Genomic DNA, 18,182 nt, shown 5'->3' on the forward strand with positions numbered 1-18,182 from the left:
CATCAGTGTGACCGGAACCGTCGCGGGTCGAACAGGGCGATCGGATGCCGAGTACGCCCGTCCCGGACCAGGTCGGCCAGGATCTCTCCCACCACCGGGACGAACTTGAACCCGTGCCCGGAGAACCCGCAGGCGACGGCGACGTTCGGGAACTCCGGGTGCCGCCCGACCACGAAATGGTGGTCCGGCGTGGTCGTGTAGAGGCAGACCGTCGCGGCGACCGACGGCCCGGTCAGGCCGGGGAAGACCTGCGCGGCCCGCGTCCGCAGCTCCTCGATCTCCGCCGGCCGTACGGTCCGGTCGACGGTGTCCGGGTCGGTCGGCCCGCCGGCCCGGAAGAACGAGATCTTCACCCCGCCGGCCGGGCCGTCGATGGCGGGGAAGCCGTAGACCTGGTCCTCGTCGTCGCCGCAGATGAAGACCGGGTTCCGCTCGTACGGCCCGATCGGGCCGGTCGGGGCGACCCAGTGCATGACCTGCCGCTCCACCACCATCGGCACGTCCAGTCCGGCCAGCGCGGGCGCCCAGGCGCCGGGGGTGAGCACCAGCGCGTCGGCCTCGTACCGGCCGGCGGGGGTGGTGACGACCGCGGGCGGGCCGGCCGACCAGGACAGCACCGGCTCGCCGAAGCGCAGCTCGGCCCCGGCCCGGGCGGCCAGCTCCAGCTGGGCCGCGACGGTGGCCTCGGGACGGGCGTAGCCGGCGCGTTCCTCGTACAGGCCGAGCTCGCCCGGGGCCAGCCGGAAGGCCGGGAAGCGGAGCGCGACGTCGAAGCCGTCGAGCACCTCGTGCGGCAGGTCCCACTGCTCGGCCGCGAGCCGGGAGCCGCCGAAGGTGGGACCGTCCGGGCTTCCGACGTACAGGCCACCGGTGGGGACGAACACATCGGAGCCGCTGTCCGCCATGAGCCGGAACCATTGGTCCCACGCCCTTATCAGCAGTGGTACGTAGGCGGGATCCTCCAGGTATGACTGCCGATAGATCCGGGACCCGCCGTGGCTGGAGCCGAGCGCGTGCGCGGGGCCGAACTGCTCCAGGCCCAGGACACGGGAGCCGCGCCGGGCCAGCTCCAGCGCGGTCGCGCTGCCCATGCCGCCGAGGCCGGCGACGATGACGTCCCAGCTCATCCGCTCGACGGCTCCGGCACGTCCTCGCCCAGCTCCGGCTCGGCCTCGGCCGGCGGGGACGGCGGCAGGCCGACGTCGCGGCGCCAGGCCTCGAAGGCGGCCGCGGTGACCGCCACCCAGGTCAGCCCGAGGATCTCCCCGGCCACCACGTCGGAGAGGAAGTGCACGCCGAGGCCGATCCGGGCGAAGCCGACCGCGAGCGGGACCACGATCGCGACCACCACCGCGACCACCCGCCAGGACCGCCGCAGCAGCGGCATGACCAGCAACAGCAGCACCAGGCTGCCGACGGTCGAGGTCAGCGCGTGCCCGGACGGGAACGACCGGCCCGGCGCGGTCGCGACCGCGTCCACCAGGTCCGGCCGCGTCCGGTCGACGACGATCTTGAGCAGCAGGCCGAGCAGGGCCGCGCCCCAGATCGTGACCAGGGTCCAGGCCGCCAGCCGGAACCGCCGCTGCCACAGCAGCAGCCCGGCGATTACGGTCGTCACCACCCGGAACACGATCGGGTCGAAGACGTCGCTGATCCCCTTGAGCGTGGTGACCAGCCAGCCGTGCCGCAGCGCCACCGCGTGCAGATGCCCGGCCACCGAGGTGTCCAGGCTGATCAGCGGGCTCCAGTGCGCCCGGACCAGCAGGGCCAGCAGCAGGAACGGCACGCCCAGCCCGAGGGCGGCCGCCAGACCGAGCGTCAACCGGACGGCCAGCCGCCGATCCGCCCTTCTCAACACCGTCACGGGTTTTCCGTACCCATCCAGGGCGGGTAGAGACCCGACCATGCCGGAACGGTGGTATCAGCAGGCGGTCGTCTACTGCCTCGACGTCGAGACATTCCAGGACTCCAACGGCGACGGGGTGGGTGACCTGCGCGGGATGACCAGCCGGCTGGACTACCTGGCCCGCCTCGGGGTCACCACGCTGTGGCTCAACCCGATCCACCCCACGCCGGGTCGGGACGACGGCTACGACGTGTCCGACTACTACGGCGTGGACCCGCGGCTGGGCTCGCTCGGCGACTTCGTCGAGCTCGTGCACCAGTGCGAGAACCGGGGCATCCGGCTGATCATCGACCTGGTCGTCAACCACACCTCGGACCAGCACCCCTGGTTCCAGTCCGCCCGCACGAGCGCGGACTCCCAGTACCGGGACTGGTACGTGTGGTCTCAGACCGAGCCGCCCAACGCGGGCGACGGGGTCGTCTTCCCCGGCTACCAGCGCGGCATCTGGTCCTACGACAAGGTCGCCAAGCTCTGGTATCACCACCGCTTCTACGACTTCCAGCCCGACCTCAACTGGAACAACCCCGAGGTCCGGGAGGAGATCGGCCGGGTCGTCTCGTTCTGGCTGCAGCTCGGGGTCAGCGGCTTCCGGATGGACGGCGCGCCGTTCGTCATCGAGGAGGTCCACCCGGACACCGCGGACCGGACCATGCACTACGAGTGGCTCAACGACCTGCGCGACCACATCGCCTGGCGACGCGGCGACGCGGTCGTGCTGGCCGAGGCGAACGTGCCCCGCGAGCAGATCCTCGAGTTCTTCGGCCCGCGCGGCGACCGGCTGCCGATGATGTTCAACTTCGCCGAGAACCAGCAGATCTTCCTGGCGCTGGCCCGGGAGACCGCGGTGCCGGTGCAGACGGCGATCCAGTCCTCGCCGGCGATCCCGCCCTCGACCAGCTGGGCCACGTTCCTGCGCAACCACGACGAGATCGACCTGTCCGGGCTGCGGGAGAGCGAGCGCGCGGACGTGTTCGCGAAGTTCGGCCCCGAGAAGGAGATGCAGCTCTACGGCCGCGGCATCCGGCGCCGGCTGGCCACCATGCTGGGCGGCGACCAGCGCCGGATCCGGCTCGCGTACGTGCTGCAGTTCTCGCTGCCCGGCACCCCCGTGGTCCGGTACGGCGAGGAGATCGGGATGGGCGAGGACCTGTCCCTGCAGCAGCGGGACGCGATCCGGACGCCGATGCAGTGGGCCGACTCGCCGCAGGCCGGCTTCAGCACGAACGCGGAGACGGTCCGGCCGGTCATCAGCAAGGGCGACTTCGGCTACCCCGAGGTCAACGTGCGGGACCAGACCGCCGACCCCGCCTCGCTGCTGTCCTGGTTCCAGCGGCTGCTGCCGGTACTGCGGGACTGCCCGGAGTTCGGCATCGGCACCTGCACCGTGCTCGACACCAAGGACGACCGGGTCCTCGGGCTGCGGTACGAGTGCCCGACCGGCGCCGTCCTCGCCGTGCTCAACCTCTCCACCGCCAAGGTGACGGTCGACCTGAAACCGCAGCCGGGGATCGAGGACGGCTTCCCGGTCGACGTGTTCGCCGACCGGGCGTACCCGGACCCGGGCGACCTGAGCGAGCTCCAGCTGGACGGGTCCGGATACCGATGGCTCCGCCTGGCCCGTACGGTCGGGGCGTGAGCTCGGAGGCCTTCTATGTCCCGATAGGTCCGGGAACCTTCCGGCCGACGCCGCACACGGTCGGGCCCTGGGCCGCGACCGACCAGCACGGCGGGCCGCCGTCCGCCTTGCTGGTCCGGGCGCTGGAGCAGGTCTTGCCGCCCGAGGGTGGGTGGCTGGCGCGGATCTCCGTCGACCTGCTCGGCGCGGTGCCGGTGCAGGAGCTGACCGTGACCGCGTCGGTGGTCCGGCCGGGGCGGTCGGTCCAGCTCGCGGTGGCGACGCTCGCCGCCGGCGGCCGGGACGTGGCCCGGGCCACGGGCTGGTGGCACCGGTTCGGCGACACCATCGCGGTGGCCGCGTACGGGTCGGCGCCGGAGCTGCCGGACCAGCCCGACCCGGTCGACCAGCGCTGGCCCGGCGGCTACCTGCAGGCGATGGAGTGGCGCCGGGTGAAGGGCGACTTCGCCGAGCCCGGGCCGGCGGTGATCTGGTCCCGGATGCGACTGCCGCTGGTCGAGGGTGCGGAGCCGTCCCCGACCCAGCGGCTGCTGGTCAGCGCCGACTCCGGCAACGGGGCGGCCTCGGCGCTGGACCTGGACTCCTGGCTCTACGTCAACACCGAGCTGACCGTGCACGTCCTGCGCCCGCCGGCCGGCGAGTGGATCTGCCTGGACGCGGCCACCACCATCGGCCCGACCGGCGGCGGGTACGCGATCACGACGCTGTCCGATGTGGACGGTGAGGTCGGCCGCGGGGCGCAGGCGCTGATCGTGCGGCCGCGCTAGTCCTTGGCGCGGATCACCAGCGTGGAGAGGATCTTGTCGTCCAGGCACTGGTTCTTCTCGTCCCAGAGCGGCCAGAGGTAGTCCAGGATGATGTAGAACGGCACGATCCCGAGCACGCCGCGCAGCACCAGCCGGCCGATGCCGGTCCCGCCGCCGGGCGGCTGCCCGGTCGACTCCCGGACGAGCTTGATCCCGACGATCTGCTTGCCCCAGGACCAGCCCTTCGAGCCCTGCCGCCAGCCCTGGTTCCAGATCTGCACGACGAACCCGGCGATCAGAACGATGATGCCGAAGGCGAGCAGCCCGCCGTTGATGTTCTCGACGCTGGTGGTCCCGTCCAGGTTCGTCGTGGTGTCGGCGGTGCCGACGGCGACGCCGAGCAGGATGCCGCCGGGCACGTACAGCAACAGCGAGAACAGCCAGTCCAGCAGGAACGCGCCGACCCGGGCGCCCCAGGACGCGTAGGTCACGGCCGGGGCGCCGTAGCCGGGCGGGGCGCTTCCCCACTGGGGCGAGGCGTACTGGCCGCCGTACTGCTGGGCGTAGCCGGGCTGCTGACCGTAGGCCGGCTGCCCGTAGGCCGGCTGCCCGTATCCCGGCTGCTGCTGCTGCCCGTACGGCGGGGCAGCGGCGTAGCCGGGCTGCTGCCCGTACCCGCCCTGCTGGGTCTGATCTCCGTAGGCCGGCTGCTGACCCGAGGTCGGCCCGCCGTACGCCGGCTGCTGACCCGAGGTCGGCCCGCCGTAGGCCGGCTGCTGGCCGGACGTCGGCCCGCCGTACGGCGGCTGGCCGGAGGCGGGCTGCTGACCCGACGGCGTCGGCTCCCCGTACGGCGGCTGGGCCGCCTGCTGGCCGGACGGGGTGCTCTGGTCCGACCAGGGCGGCGGCGGCGCGGGCGGCAAGGAACCCTGCCCGTACTGATCGCGGTAACCGTCCCCGTACCCGCTGCCCTCGCTCATGGCCGGACCGTACCGTTCCCTGGTCGCAGCGAGGGGCAAGACGGTCAGGTCCGATGACCGCCAGGAATTGTCGTACCCGGGTGGCACGGTAGGACCGTGCTGGCCGACGAGGAGACCCGCTACCGGGCCGTGCAGAGCCGCGATCCGCGGTTCGACGGCTGGTTCGTCACCGCCGTCACCTCGACCGGGATCTACTGCCGTCCGTCCTGCCCGGCGATGACCCCGCGCCGGGAGAACGTGCGGTTCTACCCCGGCGCCGCCGCGGCCCAGCAAGCCGGCTTCCGTTCCTGCAAGCGATGCCGGCCGGACGCGACGCCGGGCTCGCCGGAGTGGAACCTGCGGGCCGACCTGGTCGGCCGGGCGATGCGGCTGATCGGCGACGGCGTGGTCGACCGCGAGGGTGTGGCCGGGCTGGCCGGCCGGCTCGGCTACAGCGAGCGTCACCTGCACCGGCAACTGGTCGCCGAGGTCGGCGCCGGCCCGGTCGCGGTGGCCCGGGCCCAGCGCGCGCAGACCGCCCGGGTGCTGCTGGAGACGACCGCGCTGCCGATCACCGCGGTCGCGTTCGCGGCCGGGTTCGCCAGCGTCCGCCAGTTCAACGACACGGTCCGGGCCGTCTTCGCGGTCACCCCGACCGAGCTGCGCCGCTCCCGCCGGGGCCCGGACGAGCGGGTCGCGGGCGCGATCGTGCTGCGCCTGCCCTACCGGGCGCCGATCGACGTGGACGCGCTGCTGCGCTTCCTCGGCGCCCGCGCGGTGCCCGGCGTGGAGGACTGGTCCGGCGGCGTCTACACCCGCTCGCTGAGCCTGCCCCGCGGGCCCGCGATCGCCGCGCTGTCCGCCGGCGCCGGATACGTGCGCTGCGAGCTGCGGCTGACCGACCTGCGCGACCTGGCCGCGGCCGTGCAGCGCTGCCGCCGGCTGCTCGACCTCGACGCCGACCCGGCCGCGGTGCAGGCCGCGCTCGGCCGCGACCCGCTGCTCGGCCCGCTGGTGGACAAGGCGCCCGGGCTGCGGGTGCCGGGGCACGTCGACGGGGCCGAGATGGCGATCCGCGCGGTGCTCGGCCAGCAGGTCTCGGTCCAGGCCGGGACCAAGCTCGCCGCCCGCCTCACCGAGCGGTACGGCGCGGCCGTCCCGGTGCCGCACGGCCCGATCACCCGGCTGTTCCCGACCCCGGCGGCGCTGCGGGAGGCGGAGATCGGGATGCCGCTGTCCCGGCTCCGGGCGCTGCGGGCGCTGGCCACCGCCCTCGACGACCGCCGCCTGGAGCTGCACCCGGGCGTCGACCGCGAGCGCACCGAGGCCGCGCTGCTGGCGCTGCCCGGGATCGGCCCCTGGACCGCGTCCTACCTGGCGCTGCGGACGCTGCGCGACCCGGACGTGTTCCTGCCGACCGACGTCGGCGTCCGGCACGCGCTGACCCGCCTCGGCGTGCCGAGCGACCCGGCCGCCGCGGCCGCCCGGGCCGAGGCCTGGCGCCCCTGGCGGTCGTACGCGTTGCTCCAGCTCTGGCACTCCCTCGACCGGAAGGACGTCTGATGTTCTGGACCGTGGTCGACTCCCCGATCGACTCGCTGTTGCTGGTCGGGGACGAGACCGGCCTGCGCCAGCTCTGGATGGAGCCGCACGAGCCGCCCGCCGACGCCGAGCGGGACGACGCCGCGCTGGCCCCGGTCGCCGCTCAGCTGGTGGACTACTTCGCCGGTCGCCGGACCCGGTTCGAGCTGGCCCTGTCGCCGCAGGGCACGCCGTTCCAGCAGAAGGTCTGGATGGCGCTGCGGGAGATCCCGTACGGCCGGACCACGACGTACGGGGAGATCGCCACCGATCTGGGGCAGCCGACCGCGTCCCGGGCGGTCGGGCTGGCCAACGGCCGCAACCCGCTCGCGGTCATCGTGCCCTGCCACCGGGTGATCGGCGCGAACGGGTCGTTGACCGGCTTCGGGGGCGGTCTCCCGCGCAAACGCTGGCTGCTCGACCACGAGCGGACGGTGCTGGGCGAGAAGGGGCCGCAACCGTCCGGGCTCTGGTGAGAAGGCCGTTCTGTCCGATCGGTCGCTAAGACCTCACGGATTGACCCTAAACTCGCGCACATGCCCGAGGACCGGCTCGCGGAGCGGCTGGCACAGGCCCGCCGCCTGGCCAGCGAGGCACGGCTGGACCGGCTCGACCAGGCGCTGGCCGGCCTGCGCGCCGACGCCGTCACCGACGGCGGCGTGCCGGCCGACCTGGAGATCGAGTTCGCGGTCATCCGCTCGGCCGCGCTGCTGAACCTGGAGCGGCCGGCCGAGGCCTGGGACGTGCTGCAGGGCGTGCTGGGCCGGCTCGACGAGGCCACGCCGACCATGCAGGCCCGGTTGCACGCGATGTCCGGCGGCGCGGCGTACTGGTTCGGCGACCACGACACGGCCATCGACGAGACCGTGCTCGCGCTCGCGGTGCTGGCCGACGTACCGCCCTCGACCGAGCGGGCGATGGCGACCGCGTCCTGCGGGCTGAACCTGGCCTACTGCCGGCTGTTCCCGCTCGCCGCCGAGGTGCTCGGACAGGCCCTCGACGTCGCCGCCGCGGTCTCGATGCCGTCCGGCCGGCTGCACGCCCAAGCCCAGTACGTGCAGCTCACCTGGGGTATGAGCCTGGACCACCTCGGCCTGGCCGAGGACCGCGACCGGTGCTGGGAGGCGGTCGTCCGGCACCACGCGCTGGCCGTCGCCGACGGCGGGCTGCCGGACATGATGCTGGCCCTCTCGCACGCCGAACGGGCCCTGCTGGCCGGCCGGCTCGGCGACGCCGCCACCGCCCGGGACGGGCTGCGCCGGGCCGAGGCCGTCCCGGTCGGGGCCCGCTCGCCCTCGCTGGTCCGGCTGCTCGCGCACGCCGAGGGTGCGGCGCTGTTCGCCGAGGGCCGGCTCGACGACGCCCGGCGGACCCTGCTGCGGCTGTGGGACTCGGTCCGGGAGCGGACCGTGCCGGTGCGGACCGACGACGTCCCGCTGCTGCTGGCCCGGGTGGACGAGGCCGCCGGCCGGCCCGCCGACGCGCTGCGCTGGTACCGGGTGGTCTACGGCCGCTACGGCCGGACCCAGCAGGAGAGCTGGCAGGCCCGGGAGACCGCGGCCCGGCTCAAGGTCGAGCAGGAGGCGCTGCTGCGCCGCAGCCGGGAGCTGGAGGCCGACACGCTGACCGACCCGCTGACCGGGCTGCCGAACCGGCGCGCGCTGGACGCCGAGCTGGCCACGCTGATCCCGGCCGTGCAGGCGGCCGGCGAGCCGTTCGCGCTGGCCGTGCTGGACGTGGACCGGTTCAAGTGGATCAACGACGAGCACGGCCACCCGATCGGTGACGAGGTGCTCCGGATCATCGGCCGGGTGCTGCGGGAGCGCTGCGAGGAGTGCGACCGCTTCGCCCGGTACGGCGGGGACGAGTTCGTGCTCTGCGTCCCGGCGCCGCTGGACCAGGCCCGGGCCGCGATCGCGGCCGTCGTCGCCGTGGTGGCCGGCCAGGACTGGTCCGAGATCTCGCCCCGCCTGCGGGTGACGATCGGCTGGGGCATCGCCGCGCTCGGCCCGGACGACACCGCGACCAGCCTCTTCGAGGCGGCCGACCGGGAACTGCTGGCGGCCAAGCGGGGCCGGCGGCATCTGGAGCCGGTCCCGGCCGCGGCGGACCTATAGTCCAGTGAGCAGGAAGGAGTCCGGTTTGCTCCAGGCACGCCGCGATCTCCGCCCGGAGCGGGTCACCTCAGCCAGGGGACTTGCCGGCGAGGGTCGCATCGACGACCTGCGCGCCGCCGTGGCCGAGCTGCGCGACGATCCTGAGCTGACCGCGGACGAGGGGCTCGAGCTCGGGATGGCGCTGGCCGTCGCGCTGACCAATGCCGAGGATTTCGCCGCCGCGCGCGCGGAGCTGGACCGGGTCCGGCCGCTGCTGCCCGAGGTGTCCGCGCTGGCCGCGGCCCAGTTCCACACCTGCGTCGGCATCTCCGCGGACGGCGAGGGCGATGAGGCGATCGGCAGCATCGTGCTCGCGCTGGCCTCGGTGGAGTCGGTCAGCGAGGCCAGCCGCGACCTGGCCCTGGTGCTGCGCAACTGCGGCATGCGGCTGGCGATGGAGCAGCTGTTCCCGCTCGCGGTCGAGACGACCCAGCGGGCGGTCGCGGTCGCCGCCGCGGCCGGGCTGTCGCCGGGTGCCTGGCAGCAGGCGGTCGGCTACGCGATGCTCTGCTGGGCGATGCGGCTGGAGCACCTCGGCCAGGAGGAGGAGGCCCGGGCCCGCTGGCTGGACGCCGAGAAGCAGCTGTCCGGGGCGCTGGCCGACCCGGAGATGGGGCTGTTGCCCGGCGCGCTGGTCCGGGCCAACCGGGCGCTGGTGCTGGCCCGCCTCGGCGACGCCCGCGGCGCCCGCCGGTCGCTGGAGCAGTCCCGGGACACTCCGGCCCGGCCGGTCACCTCGCTGCTGCGCCGGCGCCGGCTGCACGCGGAGTGCGTCGTACTGGTCGCCGAGGGCCGGCTGGAGGAGGCCCGGCACCTGCTCACCGCGTACTGGCAGGAGGCCTCGGGGCAGCGCACCCCGCCCTTCGCCGAGGACGGCGCGTTCCTGCTGGCCGCGGTGGCCGAGGAGGACGGGCGGCCGGCCGACGCGCTGCGCTGGTACCGCGAGGTGCACGAGCGCTACGGCCGGGCCCAGTACGAGGTGTGGGTCAGCCGGGCGGCCGCGGCCCGGCTGCGGGTCGACCAGGAGGCGCTGCTGCGCCGGGCCCAGCAGCTGGAGTACGACGCGCTGTCCGACCCGCTGACCGAGGTGCCGAACCGGCGGGCGTTCGACGCGAACCTGCCCCGGCTGGTCGGGGACGCGCAGGCGGCGGGGTCGCCGCTGACGCTGGCGATCCTGGACGTGGACCGCTTCAAGCGGGTCAACGACAGCCACGGCCACCTGGTCGGCGACGAGGTGCTGCGGACCGTGGCCCGGCTGCTGAAGGAGCACATCCGTACGGCCGACCGGTGCGCGCGCTACGGCGGGGACGAGTTCGTGCTCTGCCTGCCGGCCGGGACGCGGGAGGCGGCCGCGGCGGTGGCCCGGATCGTGCGGGCGGTGGCGACCTACGACTGGGCCGAGGTGGCGGACGGGCTGAGCGTCACCGTGACCGCGGGGCTGGCCGAGCTCGGGGCGGCCGACACGGCCAGCACGTTGTTCTGGACCGCGGACCAGAGCCTGCTCGCCGCCAAACGCTCCCGCCCACCCGGCTGAGCCGGGCCGCCCCCGACAGCGCTCCGCCGAGCCGGACGACCGGCCGGGGTCGGGCCGGGTGACCGGCCGGGCCGGGCCGGCGGGTCAGGCGGGGATGAAGGCCGGGACGGGGCCGCGGCGGATGCCCTGGGTGATCAGCGCGGCGACCAGGCAGAGCGCCGCCCCGGACACGAACGCGACCAGGTAGTCGCCGAACTCGGTCCGGACCGCCCCGGCCGCGGACGCGGCGACCGCCGCCCCGAGCTGGTGCGCGGCGAAGACCCAGCCGAAGACCACCGTGCCCTTCTCCCGGCCGAACAGCTCGTGGCAGAGCGCGACCGTCGGCGGCACCGTGGCGACCCAGTCCAGGCCGTACACGACGACGAAGCCGACCAGGCCGAGCCCGCCGCCGGCCAGCGCCGGGGCCAGCACGAGCAGGGAGACCCCGCGCAGCCCGTAGTACCAGAGCAGCAGCCGGCGCGGGTCCATCCGGTCGGTGAGCCAGCCGGAGCCGAGCGTGCCGGCGATGTCGAAGACGCCGACGAGCGCGAGCAGCCCGGCCGCGGTGGTCTCGGACAGCCCGTGGTCGTGCGCGGCCGGGATGAGGTGGGTGCCGATCAGGCCGTTGGTGGTGGCTCCGCAGATCGCGAACGACCCGGCCAGCAGCCAGAACGCCGGCACCCGGGCCGCCTCCCGCAGCACCCGCAGCGCCGTGCCGACCGGGTTCGGCGGCGCGACCGGCGGCGCGATCGGGGTGTCCTCGGGCGCCCCGTACGGCCGGAGGCCCACGTCGGCGGGCGAGTTGCGCAGGAACGCCAGCACCAGCGGCATGACCAGCAGCGCGCCGCCGGTGACGACGACCGAGGACCAGCGCCAGCCCGGTCCCTCGGCCAGCCAGGCCAGCAGCGGCAGGAAGACGAGCTGCCCGGTGGCGGCGGCCGCGGTGAGCGCACCGACGACCAGCCCGCGCCGGGCCACGAACCAGCGGGTCGCGACCGCGGCCGCGAGCACGTTGGCCATCGCGCCGGTGCCGAGCCCGACCACGACGCCCCAGAGCAGCACCAGCTGCCAGGACGCGGTCATCCAGACGGTCAGCCCGGAGCCGGCCGCGACCAGCCCGAGCCCGGCCAGCACGACCCGGCGGATCCCGAACCGGTTCATCGCCGCGGCCGCGAACGGCCCGGCCAGCCCGAACAGCACCAGGTTGACCGAGACCGCGGCGGAGATGACCGTCCGGCTCCAGCCGAACTCGTCCTGCAGCGGCACGATCAGCACGCCCGGCGTGGACCGGAACCCGGACGCCCCGAGCAGGGTGAGGAAGGTGACCGCGGCGACGATCCAGGCCAGGTGCGGGCCGCGCCGGCGCGGGACGACGATCGGGGCCGCCAGTTCTGAGCTCACAAGCCGAGAGCGTATGTTGAGTCAGTTCGAAAATGCAACGGAGGAGGTCCGCTGTGCGCGACAGGGACGGCTGCCCGGCAGCGGCCGCGCTGGACGTGGTCGGTGAGCGCTGGTCGCTGCTGATCCTGCGGGAACTGTTCTACGGCGTGCACCGCTTCGACCGGATCGTCGAGCGCACCGGCGCCCCCCGCAACATCCTCACCACCCGGCTGCGGCGCCTGGAGGCGGGCGGGGTGATCGAGCGCCGGCAGTACCAGGAGTCCCCGGCCCGCTTCGACTACCACCTGACCGGGTCCGGCCGGACGCTGCTGCCGGTCGTGCTGGCGCTGATGGACTGGGGCAACGACCACCTCGTCCGGGAGCCGAAGCAGATGCGGCACTCCTGCGGGTCGGCCCTGAAGCCGGTCACGGTCTGCGCCGACTGCGGCGCGGAGCCGCACGCCGAGGATGTCACCGCGCCCTGGGTGCGTTCGGACTAGCCCGGGTGGGTACACCTGGCTCATAACGACCGCCGTGTCCGGGTCGAACCGGGCCGAGGAGTGTGTCATTCATGAGCGTGCACCGTCGGACGCGCATCCTGCTCCTGCTCACCCTGCTCGTGGTCCCGTTGCTCGTCGTCCCGCTCGCCGGGGCGGCCGGTGCGGCCCCGGCCCGGCCGAGCGACCGGCAGACCCTGCTCGGCTACACCCGCGATACCTGGAAGTCGATGGTCGCGCTGACCGACCCGGCCACCGGGCTGCCCTCGGACAACATGACCGGCTCGGTCACCGCACCCGTCCGGGCCGGGTTCACCAGCCCGACGAACATCGGCGGCTACCTCTGGTCGACGGTCGTCGCCCGGGACACCGGCATCATCAGCCGCCAGGAGGCGCTGGCCCGGCTGAGCCGGACGCTGCGCACGCTGTCCACCATGGACCGGAACGGCCCCAGCGGCATGTTCTACAACTGGTACTCGCCCTCCACCGGCGCCAAGCTGCTGATCTTCCCGCCGGACGGCAGCGTCCTGCACCCGTTCCTGTCCACTGTGGACAACGGCTGGCTGGCCACCGCGCTGATGGTGGTCGCGCGGGCGGAGCCGCGGCTGGCCCGGCAGGCCGACGCGGTGCTGAAGCCGATGGACTTCGGGTTCTTCTACAACCCGGCCTCGGCCCACGACGGCATCGACGCGGGCTACAACCGCGGCGGGTTCTGGGACGAGGACCCGGGCGGCTGCACGGTGGTCGACAACTACCGGCACGTCGGCCCGGACGTCTGGTACACCTGCAACTCCTACGACACCGCGATCACCGAGGCCCGCATCGCCCTGTACGTCGGCATCGCCCGCGGCCAGATCCCGGCCAAGGCGTACTTCGCGACCAACCGCACCTTCCCCGCGAGCTGCGACTTCTCCTTCCAGGAGCAGCAGCCGGTCGGCACCATGAAGACCTACGACGGGATCCCGGTGTTCGAGGGCGCGTACAAGTACCGCGGCTTCCAGGTCGTGCCGAGCTGGGGCGGCGACATGTTCGAGGCGCTGATGCCGGACCTGTTCGTGCCGGAGGCGGCGTGGGGTCCGCGCAGCTGGGCGGTCAACCACCCGCTCACCGTCCGGGCTCAGATCGAGCACGGGCTGGACGAGGCCGGCTACGGCTACTGGGGCTTCTCGCCGGCCAGCAACCCGGCCGGCGGCTACTCCACCTGGGGCGTCGAGGCCGTCGGCATGAACCCCGAGGGCTACTACTCCGACGAGGAGTCGACCAACCTCGACCTCGGCTTCGGCGACTGCCGGCCGGCCACCAACCCGGACCCGGCGTACGGGGACGGGGTCGTGACGCCGCACGCGGTCTTCCTGTCCCTGCCGTACGCGAAGAGCGCGGCGCTGGCCAACCTGGCCAAGCTGCGGGCGAACTTCGACGTGTACGGCGACGGCGGCTTCTACGACGCGGTGGCCGTTCGCTCCGGACGGGTGGCGCGGACGTACCTGTCGCTGGACCAGTCGATGGTGATGGCCCAGCTCGGCAACGTGCTGACCGGGGACCTGCACCGCGACTTCGCGGGCTACGGGCAGAACGAGCGGCGGCTGCGGCCGACGATCTCCCAGGAGGTCTTCTCCGCGCACGCGTGACCGGATGACCGGGCCGGGGCCCCGGAGGCCCCGGCCCGGCCGGAACAGCCCGACCCTGTCGGAGGCCCCGGCCCGGCCGGAACAGCCCGGTGGCGGGCGGGGTTGCCGCCGGACATGGAGCCGACCGCGACCCGCCCGCGCACGCTGGCACCGGGGGTGGCGTTCGTGCTGGTCGGCGTCGTGCTCGGCGCGGTGCTGTTCGCCGCGAGCGCGCCGTCCCCGCTCTACCCGGTCTACGCCCAGCGCTTCGACTTCTCCCCGACCACCCTCACCGCGATCTTCGCCGTGTACGCCTTCGCGCTGATCGTGACGCTGCTGCTGACCGGCTCGCTGTCCGACCGGGTCGGCCGCCGGCCGGTGCTGCTCGTCTCGCTGCTGGTGCTCGCGGCCGCGATGGCGGTGTTCGTGGTCGCCGACGGTGTGGGCTGGCTGTTCGTGGCCCGGATCCTGCAGGGGCTCGGCACCGGCGTAGCCACCGGCACGCTGTCCGCGGTGCTGCTGGACCTGCAGCCGCGGCCGGGCACCGGCTCGACGGTCAGCGCGGTCGGCCCGTCCTTCGGGCTGGCGGTCGGCGCGCTGGCCACCGGCGCGCTCGTGCAGTACGGGCCGGCGCCGCGGCAGCTGGTGTTCTGGCTGCTGCTGGCGGTGTTCCTGCTGTCCGCGGCGGCGCTGGCGGTGGTGCCGGAGACCGTGGCGCCCCGGCCGGGTTGGCGGCAGGACCTGCGGCCGCGGGTCGGGGTGCCGGCCGCGGCCCGCGCGACGTTCGTGGCGGTGGCCCCGATGGTGGTCGCCGGCTGGGCGTTCACCGGCTTCTACCTCTCCCTCGGCTCGTCGCTGACCGCGGACCTGACCGGCGACAGCGACCGGCTGGTGGCCGCGTTGCCGCTGGCGGCGCTGTTCGGGGCGGCCGGGATCGCCTCGCTGCTCACCCCGCGCTGGACGGCCGAGCGGGCCGTCCTGATCGGCGCGCCGCTGTTCGTGGTCGGCGTCGGGCTGACGATCGCCGGGATCGCGGCCGACTCGTTCTGGCTCTACCTGGTCGGCAGCGTGGTCGGCGGGTTGGGCTTCGGGCCCTCGTTCGCCGGGTCGCTGCGGGCGCTGGCGCCGCTGGTCGAGCCGGCCGAGCGGGGCCGGCTGCTCACCGCTGTGTACGTGACGGCGTACCTGGGCTTCAGCGCGCCGGCCCTGGTCGCCGGGCTCCTCACTACGCACCTCGGCCTGCGCCCGACCGCGGACGCGTACGCCGCGGTCGTCATCGTGCTCGCCCTCGGCGCCACCGCCGCGTACGCGGTGACCCGGCGTCGGGCAGAGTGACCGCGTGCCGCCCTTCAGGATCGACGTGCCCGAGCCCGTGCTGGACGACCTGCGGGACCGGCTGACCCGCACCCGGTGGCCGGTCCCCGTGCGCGGGGTCGGCTGGGACCGCGGCACGGATCCCGGCTACCTGCACCACCTCGTCGAGTACTGGCGGGACGGGTACGACTGGCGGGCTCAGGAGACGGCGCTCAACGAGCTGTCCCACCACAAGGCCGACGGGCTGCACTTCGTGCACCAGCGGGCGGCGGACCCGGACGCGCCGGTGCTGCTGCTCCTGCACGGCTGGCCGGACTCGTTCCTGCGCTTCCGCCGGGTGCTGCCGCTGCTGACCGACTTCCACGTGGTGGTGCCGTCACTGCCCGGCTACGGTTTCTCCGACCCGCCGACCGAACCCGGGCACGTCAGCCGGACCGCGATGGCGCAACGGATGGCCGGCCTGATGGCGTCGCTCGGCCACGACCGGTATTTCCTGTCCGGCGGGGACATCGGCAGCGGCACCGCCGAGGCGCTGGCCGCCGCGCACCCGGACCGGGTGGCCGGGCTGCACCTCACCGACCTGCCGCTCTGGCACCTGACCGGGCTCGATCCGGCCGCGTCGAGCGAGGCCGAGCGGGACTACCTGGCCGCCGCGGCGGACTGGCAGCGCCGCGAGGGCGCCTACCTGCAGCTCCAGGCGACCAAGCCGATGACCGCCGCGTACGGGCTGACCGACTCCCCGGCCGGGCTGGCGGCCTGGATCGTGGAGAAGCTGCGGGCCTGGAGCGACGACTTCAGCGCCACGTTCCCGCCGGACGAGGTCCTCACCCACGTCACCCTCTACTGGGTCACCGGCACGATCGGCTCCTCGTTCGGTCCGTACGCGGAGCGGGAGACGGCGGCGCCGCACGGCCGGGTGACGGTGCCGGCCGCGGTGTCGCAGTTCCCGGCCGACACGCTCCGGGCGCCCCGGGAGTACGCGGAGCGGTTCCTGGACGTCCGGCAGTGGCGCGAGCACGAGCGCGGTGGCCACTTCGCCGCGCTGGAGGTCCCCGGCCTGTTCGCCGAGGATCTCCACGCGTTTCTGGCGGACCTCCGGTAGCGCAAGCTGGAGGATCTGGCGGCCCCCGGAACCGGGCATAGTCGACGTCATGGAGCCGTTCACGATCGACGTGCCGGAGACCGTGCTGGACGACCTGCGGGAGCGCCTGACGCGGACCCGATGGCCGGTCGCGGTGGCCGGGGTCGGCTGGGACCGCGGCACCGACTCCGACTACCTGCACCAGCTCGTCGAGCACTGGCGGGACGGCTACGACTGGCGGGCGCAGGAGGCCGAGCTCAACAAGCTGCCCCAGTACAAGCACGACGGCCTGCACTTCGTGTATCAGCCGGCGGTGGACCAGGACGCGCCGGTGCTGCTGCTGCTGCACGGCTGGCCGGACTCGTTCCTGCGCTTCCGCCGCGTGCTTCCGCTGCTCACCGACTTCCACGTCGTGGTGCCGTCGCTGCCCGGCTTCGGCTTCTCCGACGCCCCGACCGAGCCGGGCCGGTCGACCCCGACGGCGATGGCCGGGCGGCTCGCGGACCTGATGGCCGAGCTCGGGCACGACCGCTACCTGGTCTCCGGCGGCGACGTCGGCAGCGGCACCGCCGAGATCATGGCCCGGACGCACCCGGACCGGGTCGCCGGGCTGCACCTGACCGACCTGCCGATCTGGCATCTGCTCGGCGCCGACCCGGCCTCGCTGAGCGGGGCCGAGCAGGGCTACATGGCCGCGGGCATGGAGTGGATGCAGCGCGAGGGCGCGTACGTGCAGCTGCAGTCGACCAAGCCGATGACCGCCGCGTACGGGCTGACCGACTCGCCGGCCGGGCTGGCGGCCTGGATCGTGGAGAAGCTGCGGGCCTGGACCGAGGACTTCGACGCCACGTTCCCGCCGGACGAGGTCCTCACCCACGTCACGCTCTACTGGGTCACCGGCACGATCGGCTCCTCCTTCGGCTCGTACGCGGAGCAGGACGGCCCGCCGGACTCCACCAAGCTGGCGGTGCCGACCGCGGTGTCGAACTTCCCGGGCGACCTGTTCGAGGGGCCGCGCGAGTACGCCGACCGGTTCTGGAACGTCCAGCAGTGGCGCACGCACGACCGCGGCGGCCACTTCGCCGCGCTGGAGGTCCCCGACCTGTTCGCCGAGGACCTCCGCGCGTTCTCAGCGAGTGTGGTGGACGGGAGCTAGCGCGTAGACCGGGGTGGCGAGCTCCTCGTACCGGGCCTTGAGCTGGAGGGCCAGGTAGAGCGAGTAGTGCCGGGACTGGTGCAGGTTGCCGCCGTGGAACCAGAGCGCCGGCAGCTGGGTCGGCCTCCACATGTTGCGTTCCTCCCCCTCCCACGGGCCGGGGTCCTTGGCCGTGTCGGAGCCGAGGCCCCAGACCTTGCCGACCCGGTCGGCCGCCTCCGGTGAGATGAGGTCGGCGACCCAGCCGTTCATCGAGCCGTAGCCGGTGGCGTAGACGACGAGGTCGGCGTCCAGCGTCGTCCCGTCGGCGAGCACGACGCCGTGCTCGGTCAGGTGGTCGACCTGGCCCTTGACCAGCCGGACGTCGCCGTTGGCGACGAGGTCGGCGGAACCGACGTCGATGTAGTAGCCGGAGCCGCGGCGCAGGTACTTCATGAACAGCCCGGACCCGTCCGGGCCCCAGTCGTGCTCGAAGCCGGACTTCTCCAGCCGCTCGTAGAAGTCGGCGTCACGCTCGCGCATCTGGTCGTACAGCGGGATCTGGAACTCGTGCATGATCCGGTACGGCAGCGAGGCGAAGATCAGGTCGGCCTTCTCCGTGGTCACGCCGCCCGCGACCGCCTCCTCGGAGTAGAGCGCGCCGAGGCCGA

The 18,182-nt window shown here is 74.0% G+C and carries 16 protein-coding genes; 11 read left to right on the plus strand and 5 right to left on the minus strand.

What is annotated here, in order from left to right:
• Positions 1 to 2: 2 nt before the first annotated feature.
• Together solA and VGP36_22065 are read right to left on the minus strand one after the other, a co-directional pair.
• Positions 3 to 1,127: an N-methyl-L-tryptophan oxidase gene (gene solA / locus VGP36_22060; protein HEV7657393.1), complete on the minus strand. Its 1,125-nt coding sequence runs from the start codon at positions 1,125 to 1,127 to the stop codon at positions 3 to 5.
• On the minus strand, positions 1,124 to 1,864 hold the full coding sequence (locus VGP36_22065) for a phosphatase PAP2 family protein (protein ID HEV7657394.1): 741 nt from the start codon (positions 1,862 to 1,864) through the stop codon (positions 1,124 to 1,126). Before VGP36_22065 ends, solA begins: the two co-directional genes overlap by 4 nt.
• 40 nt (positions 1,865 to 1,904) lie before the next feature.
• Here VGP36_22065 and VGP36_22070 point away from each other — a divergent pair, with 40 nt between their 5' ends.
• Both VGP36_22070 and VGP36_22075 read left to right on the plus strand, forming a co-directional pair.
• Entirely contained in the window at positions 1,905 to 3,542 is a 1,638-nt protein-coding gene (locus VGP36_22070) for an alpha-amylase family protein (protein HEV7657395.1), read from the plus strand.
• A complete protein-coding gene (locus VGP36_22075) occupies positions 3,539 to 4,309 on the plus strand; it encodes a thioesterase family protein (GenBank protein ID HEV7657396.1) in 771 nt (256 codons plus the stop codon). Before VGP36_22070 ends, VGP36_22075 begins: the two co-directional genes overlap by 4 nt.
• Here the strand turns inward: VGP36_22075 and VGP36_22080 are convergent.
• Positions 4,306 to 5,268: an RDD family protein gene (locus VGP36_22080; protein ID HEV7657397.1), complete on the minus strand. Its 963-nt coding sequence runs from the start codon at positions 5,266 to 5,268 to the stop codon at positions 4,306 to 4,308. The two genes, VGP36_22075 and VGP36_22080, sit on opposite strands and share 4 nt — an antisense overlap.
• 96 nt (positions 5,269 to 5,364) lie before the next feature.
• On the opposite strand from VGP36_22080, the gene VGP36_22085 reads away from it, so the two are divergent.
• From VGP36_22085 to VGP36_22100, 4 genes are read left to right on the plus strand one after another with little or no spacing between them, the layout of a single operon-like run.
• Positions 5,365 to 6,810, plus strand: a complete 1,446-nt coding sequence (locus tag VGP36_22085; protein HEV7657398.1) for an AlkA N-terminal domain-containing protein — start codon at positions 5,365 to 5,367, stop codon at positions 6,808 to 6,810.
• Positions 6,810 to 7,304 (plus strand): methylated-DNA--[protein]-cysteine S-methyltransferase, encoded by a 495-nt coding sequence (locus VGP36_22090; GenBank protein HEV7657399.1) that lies wholly within the window; start codon positions 6,810 to 6,812, stop codon positions 7,302 to 7,304. The genes VGP36_22085 and VGP36_22090 overlap by 1 nt, the downstream gene beginning before the upstream one ends.
• A gap of 60 nt (positions 7,305 to 7,364) precedes the next feature.
• The gene (locus VGP36_22095) at positions 7,365 to 8,945 is read left to right on the plus strand and encodes a GGDEF domain-containing protein (protein HEV7657400.1); all 1,581 of its coding nucleotides are present in this window, start codon (positions 7,365 to 7,367) and stop codon (positions 8,943 to 8,945) included.
• 25 nt (positions 8,946 to 8,970) lie between these two features.
• Positions 8,971 to 10,518, plus strand: a complete 1,548-nt coding sequence (locus VGP36_22100) for a GGDEF domain-containing protein (GenBank protein HEV7657401.1) — start codon at positions 8,971 to 8,973, stop codon at positions 10,516 to 10,518.
• An 84-nt stretch (positions 10,519 to 10,602) separates the two neighbouring features.
• Here the strand turns inward: VGP36_22100 and VGP36_22105 are convergent, their stop codons facing one another.
• Positions 10,603 to 11,898: an MFS transporter gene (locus VGP36_22105; GenBank protein ID HEV7657402.1), complete on the minus strand. Its 1,296-nt coding sequence runs from the start codon at positions 11,896 to 11,898 to the stop codon at positions 10,603 to 10,605.
• Positions 11,899 to 11,951: 53 nt separating this feature from the next.
• Here VGP36_22105 and VGP36_22110 point away from each other — a divergent pair, with 53 nt between their 5' ends.
• The 5 genes from VGP36_22110 (at position 11,952) to VGP36_22130 (ending at position 17,532) form a co-directional block, all read left to right on the plus strand.
• Positions 11,952 to 12,377, plus strand: a complete 426-nt coding sequence (locus VGP36_22110) for a helix-turn-helix domain-containing protein (protein ID HEV7657403.1) — start codon at positions 11,952 to 11,954, stop codon at positions 12,375 to 12,377.
• Positions 12,378 to 12,448: 71 nt separating this feature from the next.
• A complete protein-coding gene (locus VGP36_22115) occupies positions 12,449 to 14,002 on the plus strand; it encodes a glucoamylase family protein (protein HEV7657404.1) in 1,554 nt (517 codons plus the stop codon).
• A gap of 114 nt (positions 14,003 to 14,116) precedes the next feature.
• Positions 14,117 to 15,316, plus strand: a complete 1,200-nt coding sequence (locus VGP36_22120) for an MFS transporter (protein ID HEV7657405.1) — start codon at positions 14,117 to 14,119, stop codon at positions 15,314 to 15,316.
• Between the two features lie 4 nt (positions 15,317 to 15,320).
• Positions 15,321 to 16,397 (plus strand): epoxide hydrolase, encoded by a 1,077-nt coding sequence (locus tag VGP36_22125; GenBank protein HEV7657406.1) that lies wholly within the window; start codon positions 15,321 to 15,323, stop codon positions 16,395 to 16,397.
• A gap of 49 nt (positions 16,398 to 16,446) precedes the next feature.
• The gene (locus VGP36_22130; protein ID HEV7657407.1) at positions 16,447 to 17,532 is read left to right on the plus strand and encodes an epoxide hydrolase; all 1,086 of its coding nucleotides are present in this window, start codon (positions 16,447 to 16,449) and stop codon (positions 17,530 to 17,532) included.
• Here the strand turns inward: VGP36_22130 and VGP36_22135 are convergent.
• The coding region (locus VGP36_22135; protein HEV7657408.1) for an NAD(P)/FAD-dependent oxidoreductase at positions 17,506 to 18,182 on the minus strand (677 nt) is incomplete at its 5' end. The two genes, VGP36_22130 and VGP36_22135, sit on opposite strands and share 27 nt — an antisense overlap.

The sequence above is a fragment of the Mycobacteriales bacterium genome, assembly GCA_035995165.1.
Taxonomy (GTDB): domain Bacteria; phylum Actinomycetota; class Actinomycetes; order Mycobacteriales; family CADCTP01; genus CADCTP01.

Bases quoted from the DNA above. Each gene is read 5' to 3' on its own strand.
- solA (HEV7657393.1), bottom strand. From the start codon at position 1,127: ATGAGCTGGGACGTCATCGTCGCCGGCCTCGGCGGCATGGGCAGCGCG.
- VGP36_22070 (HEV7657395.1), top strand. From the start codon at position 1,905: ATGCCGGAACGGTGGTATCAGCAGGCGGTCGTCTACTGCCTCGACGTC.
- VGP36_22080 (HEV7657397.1), bottom strand. From the start codon at position 5,268: ATGAGCGAGGGCAGCGGGTACGGGGACGGTTACCGCGATCAGTACGGG.
- VGP36_22090 (HEV7657399.1), top strand. From the start codon at position 6,810: ATGTTCTGGACCGTGGTCGACTCCCCGATCGACTCGCTGTTGCTGGTC.
- VGP36_22095 (HEV7657400.1), top strand. From the start codon at position 7,365: ATGCCCGAGGACCGGCTCGCGGAGCGGCTGGCACAGGCCCGCCGCCTG.
- VGP36_22115 (HEV7657404.1), top strand. From the start codon at position 12,449: ATGAGCGTGCACCGTCGGACGCGCATCCTGCTCCTGCTCACCCTGCTC.
- VGP36_22120 (HEV7657405.1), top strand. From the start codon at position 14,117: ATGGAGCCGACCGCGACCCGCCCGCGCACGCTGGCACCGGGGGTGGCG.
- VGP36_22130 (HEV7657407.1), top strand. From the start codon at position 16,447: ATGGAGCCGTTCACGATCGACGTGCCGGAGACCGTGCTGGACGACCTG.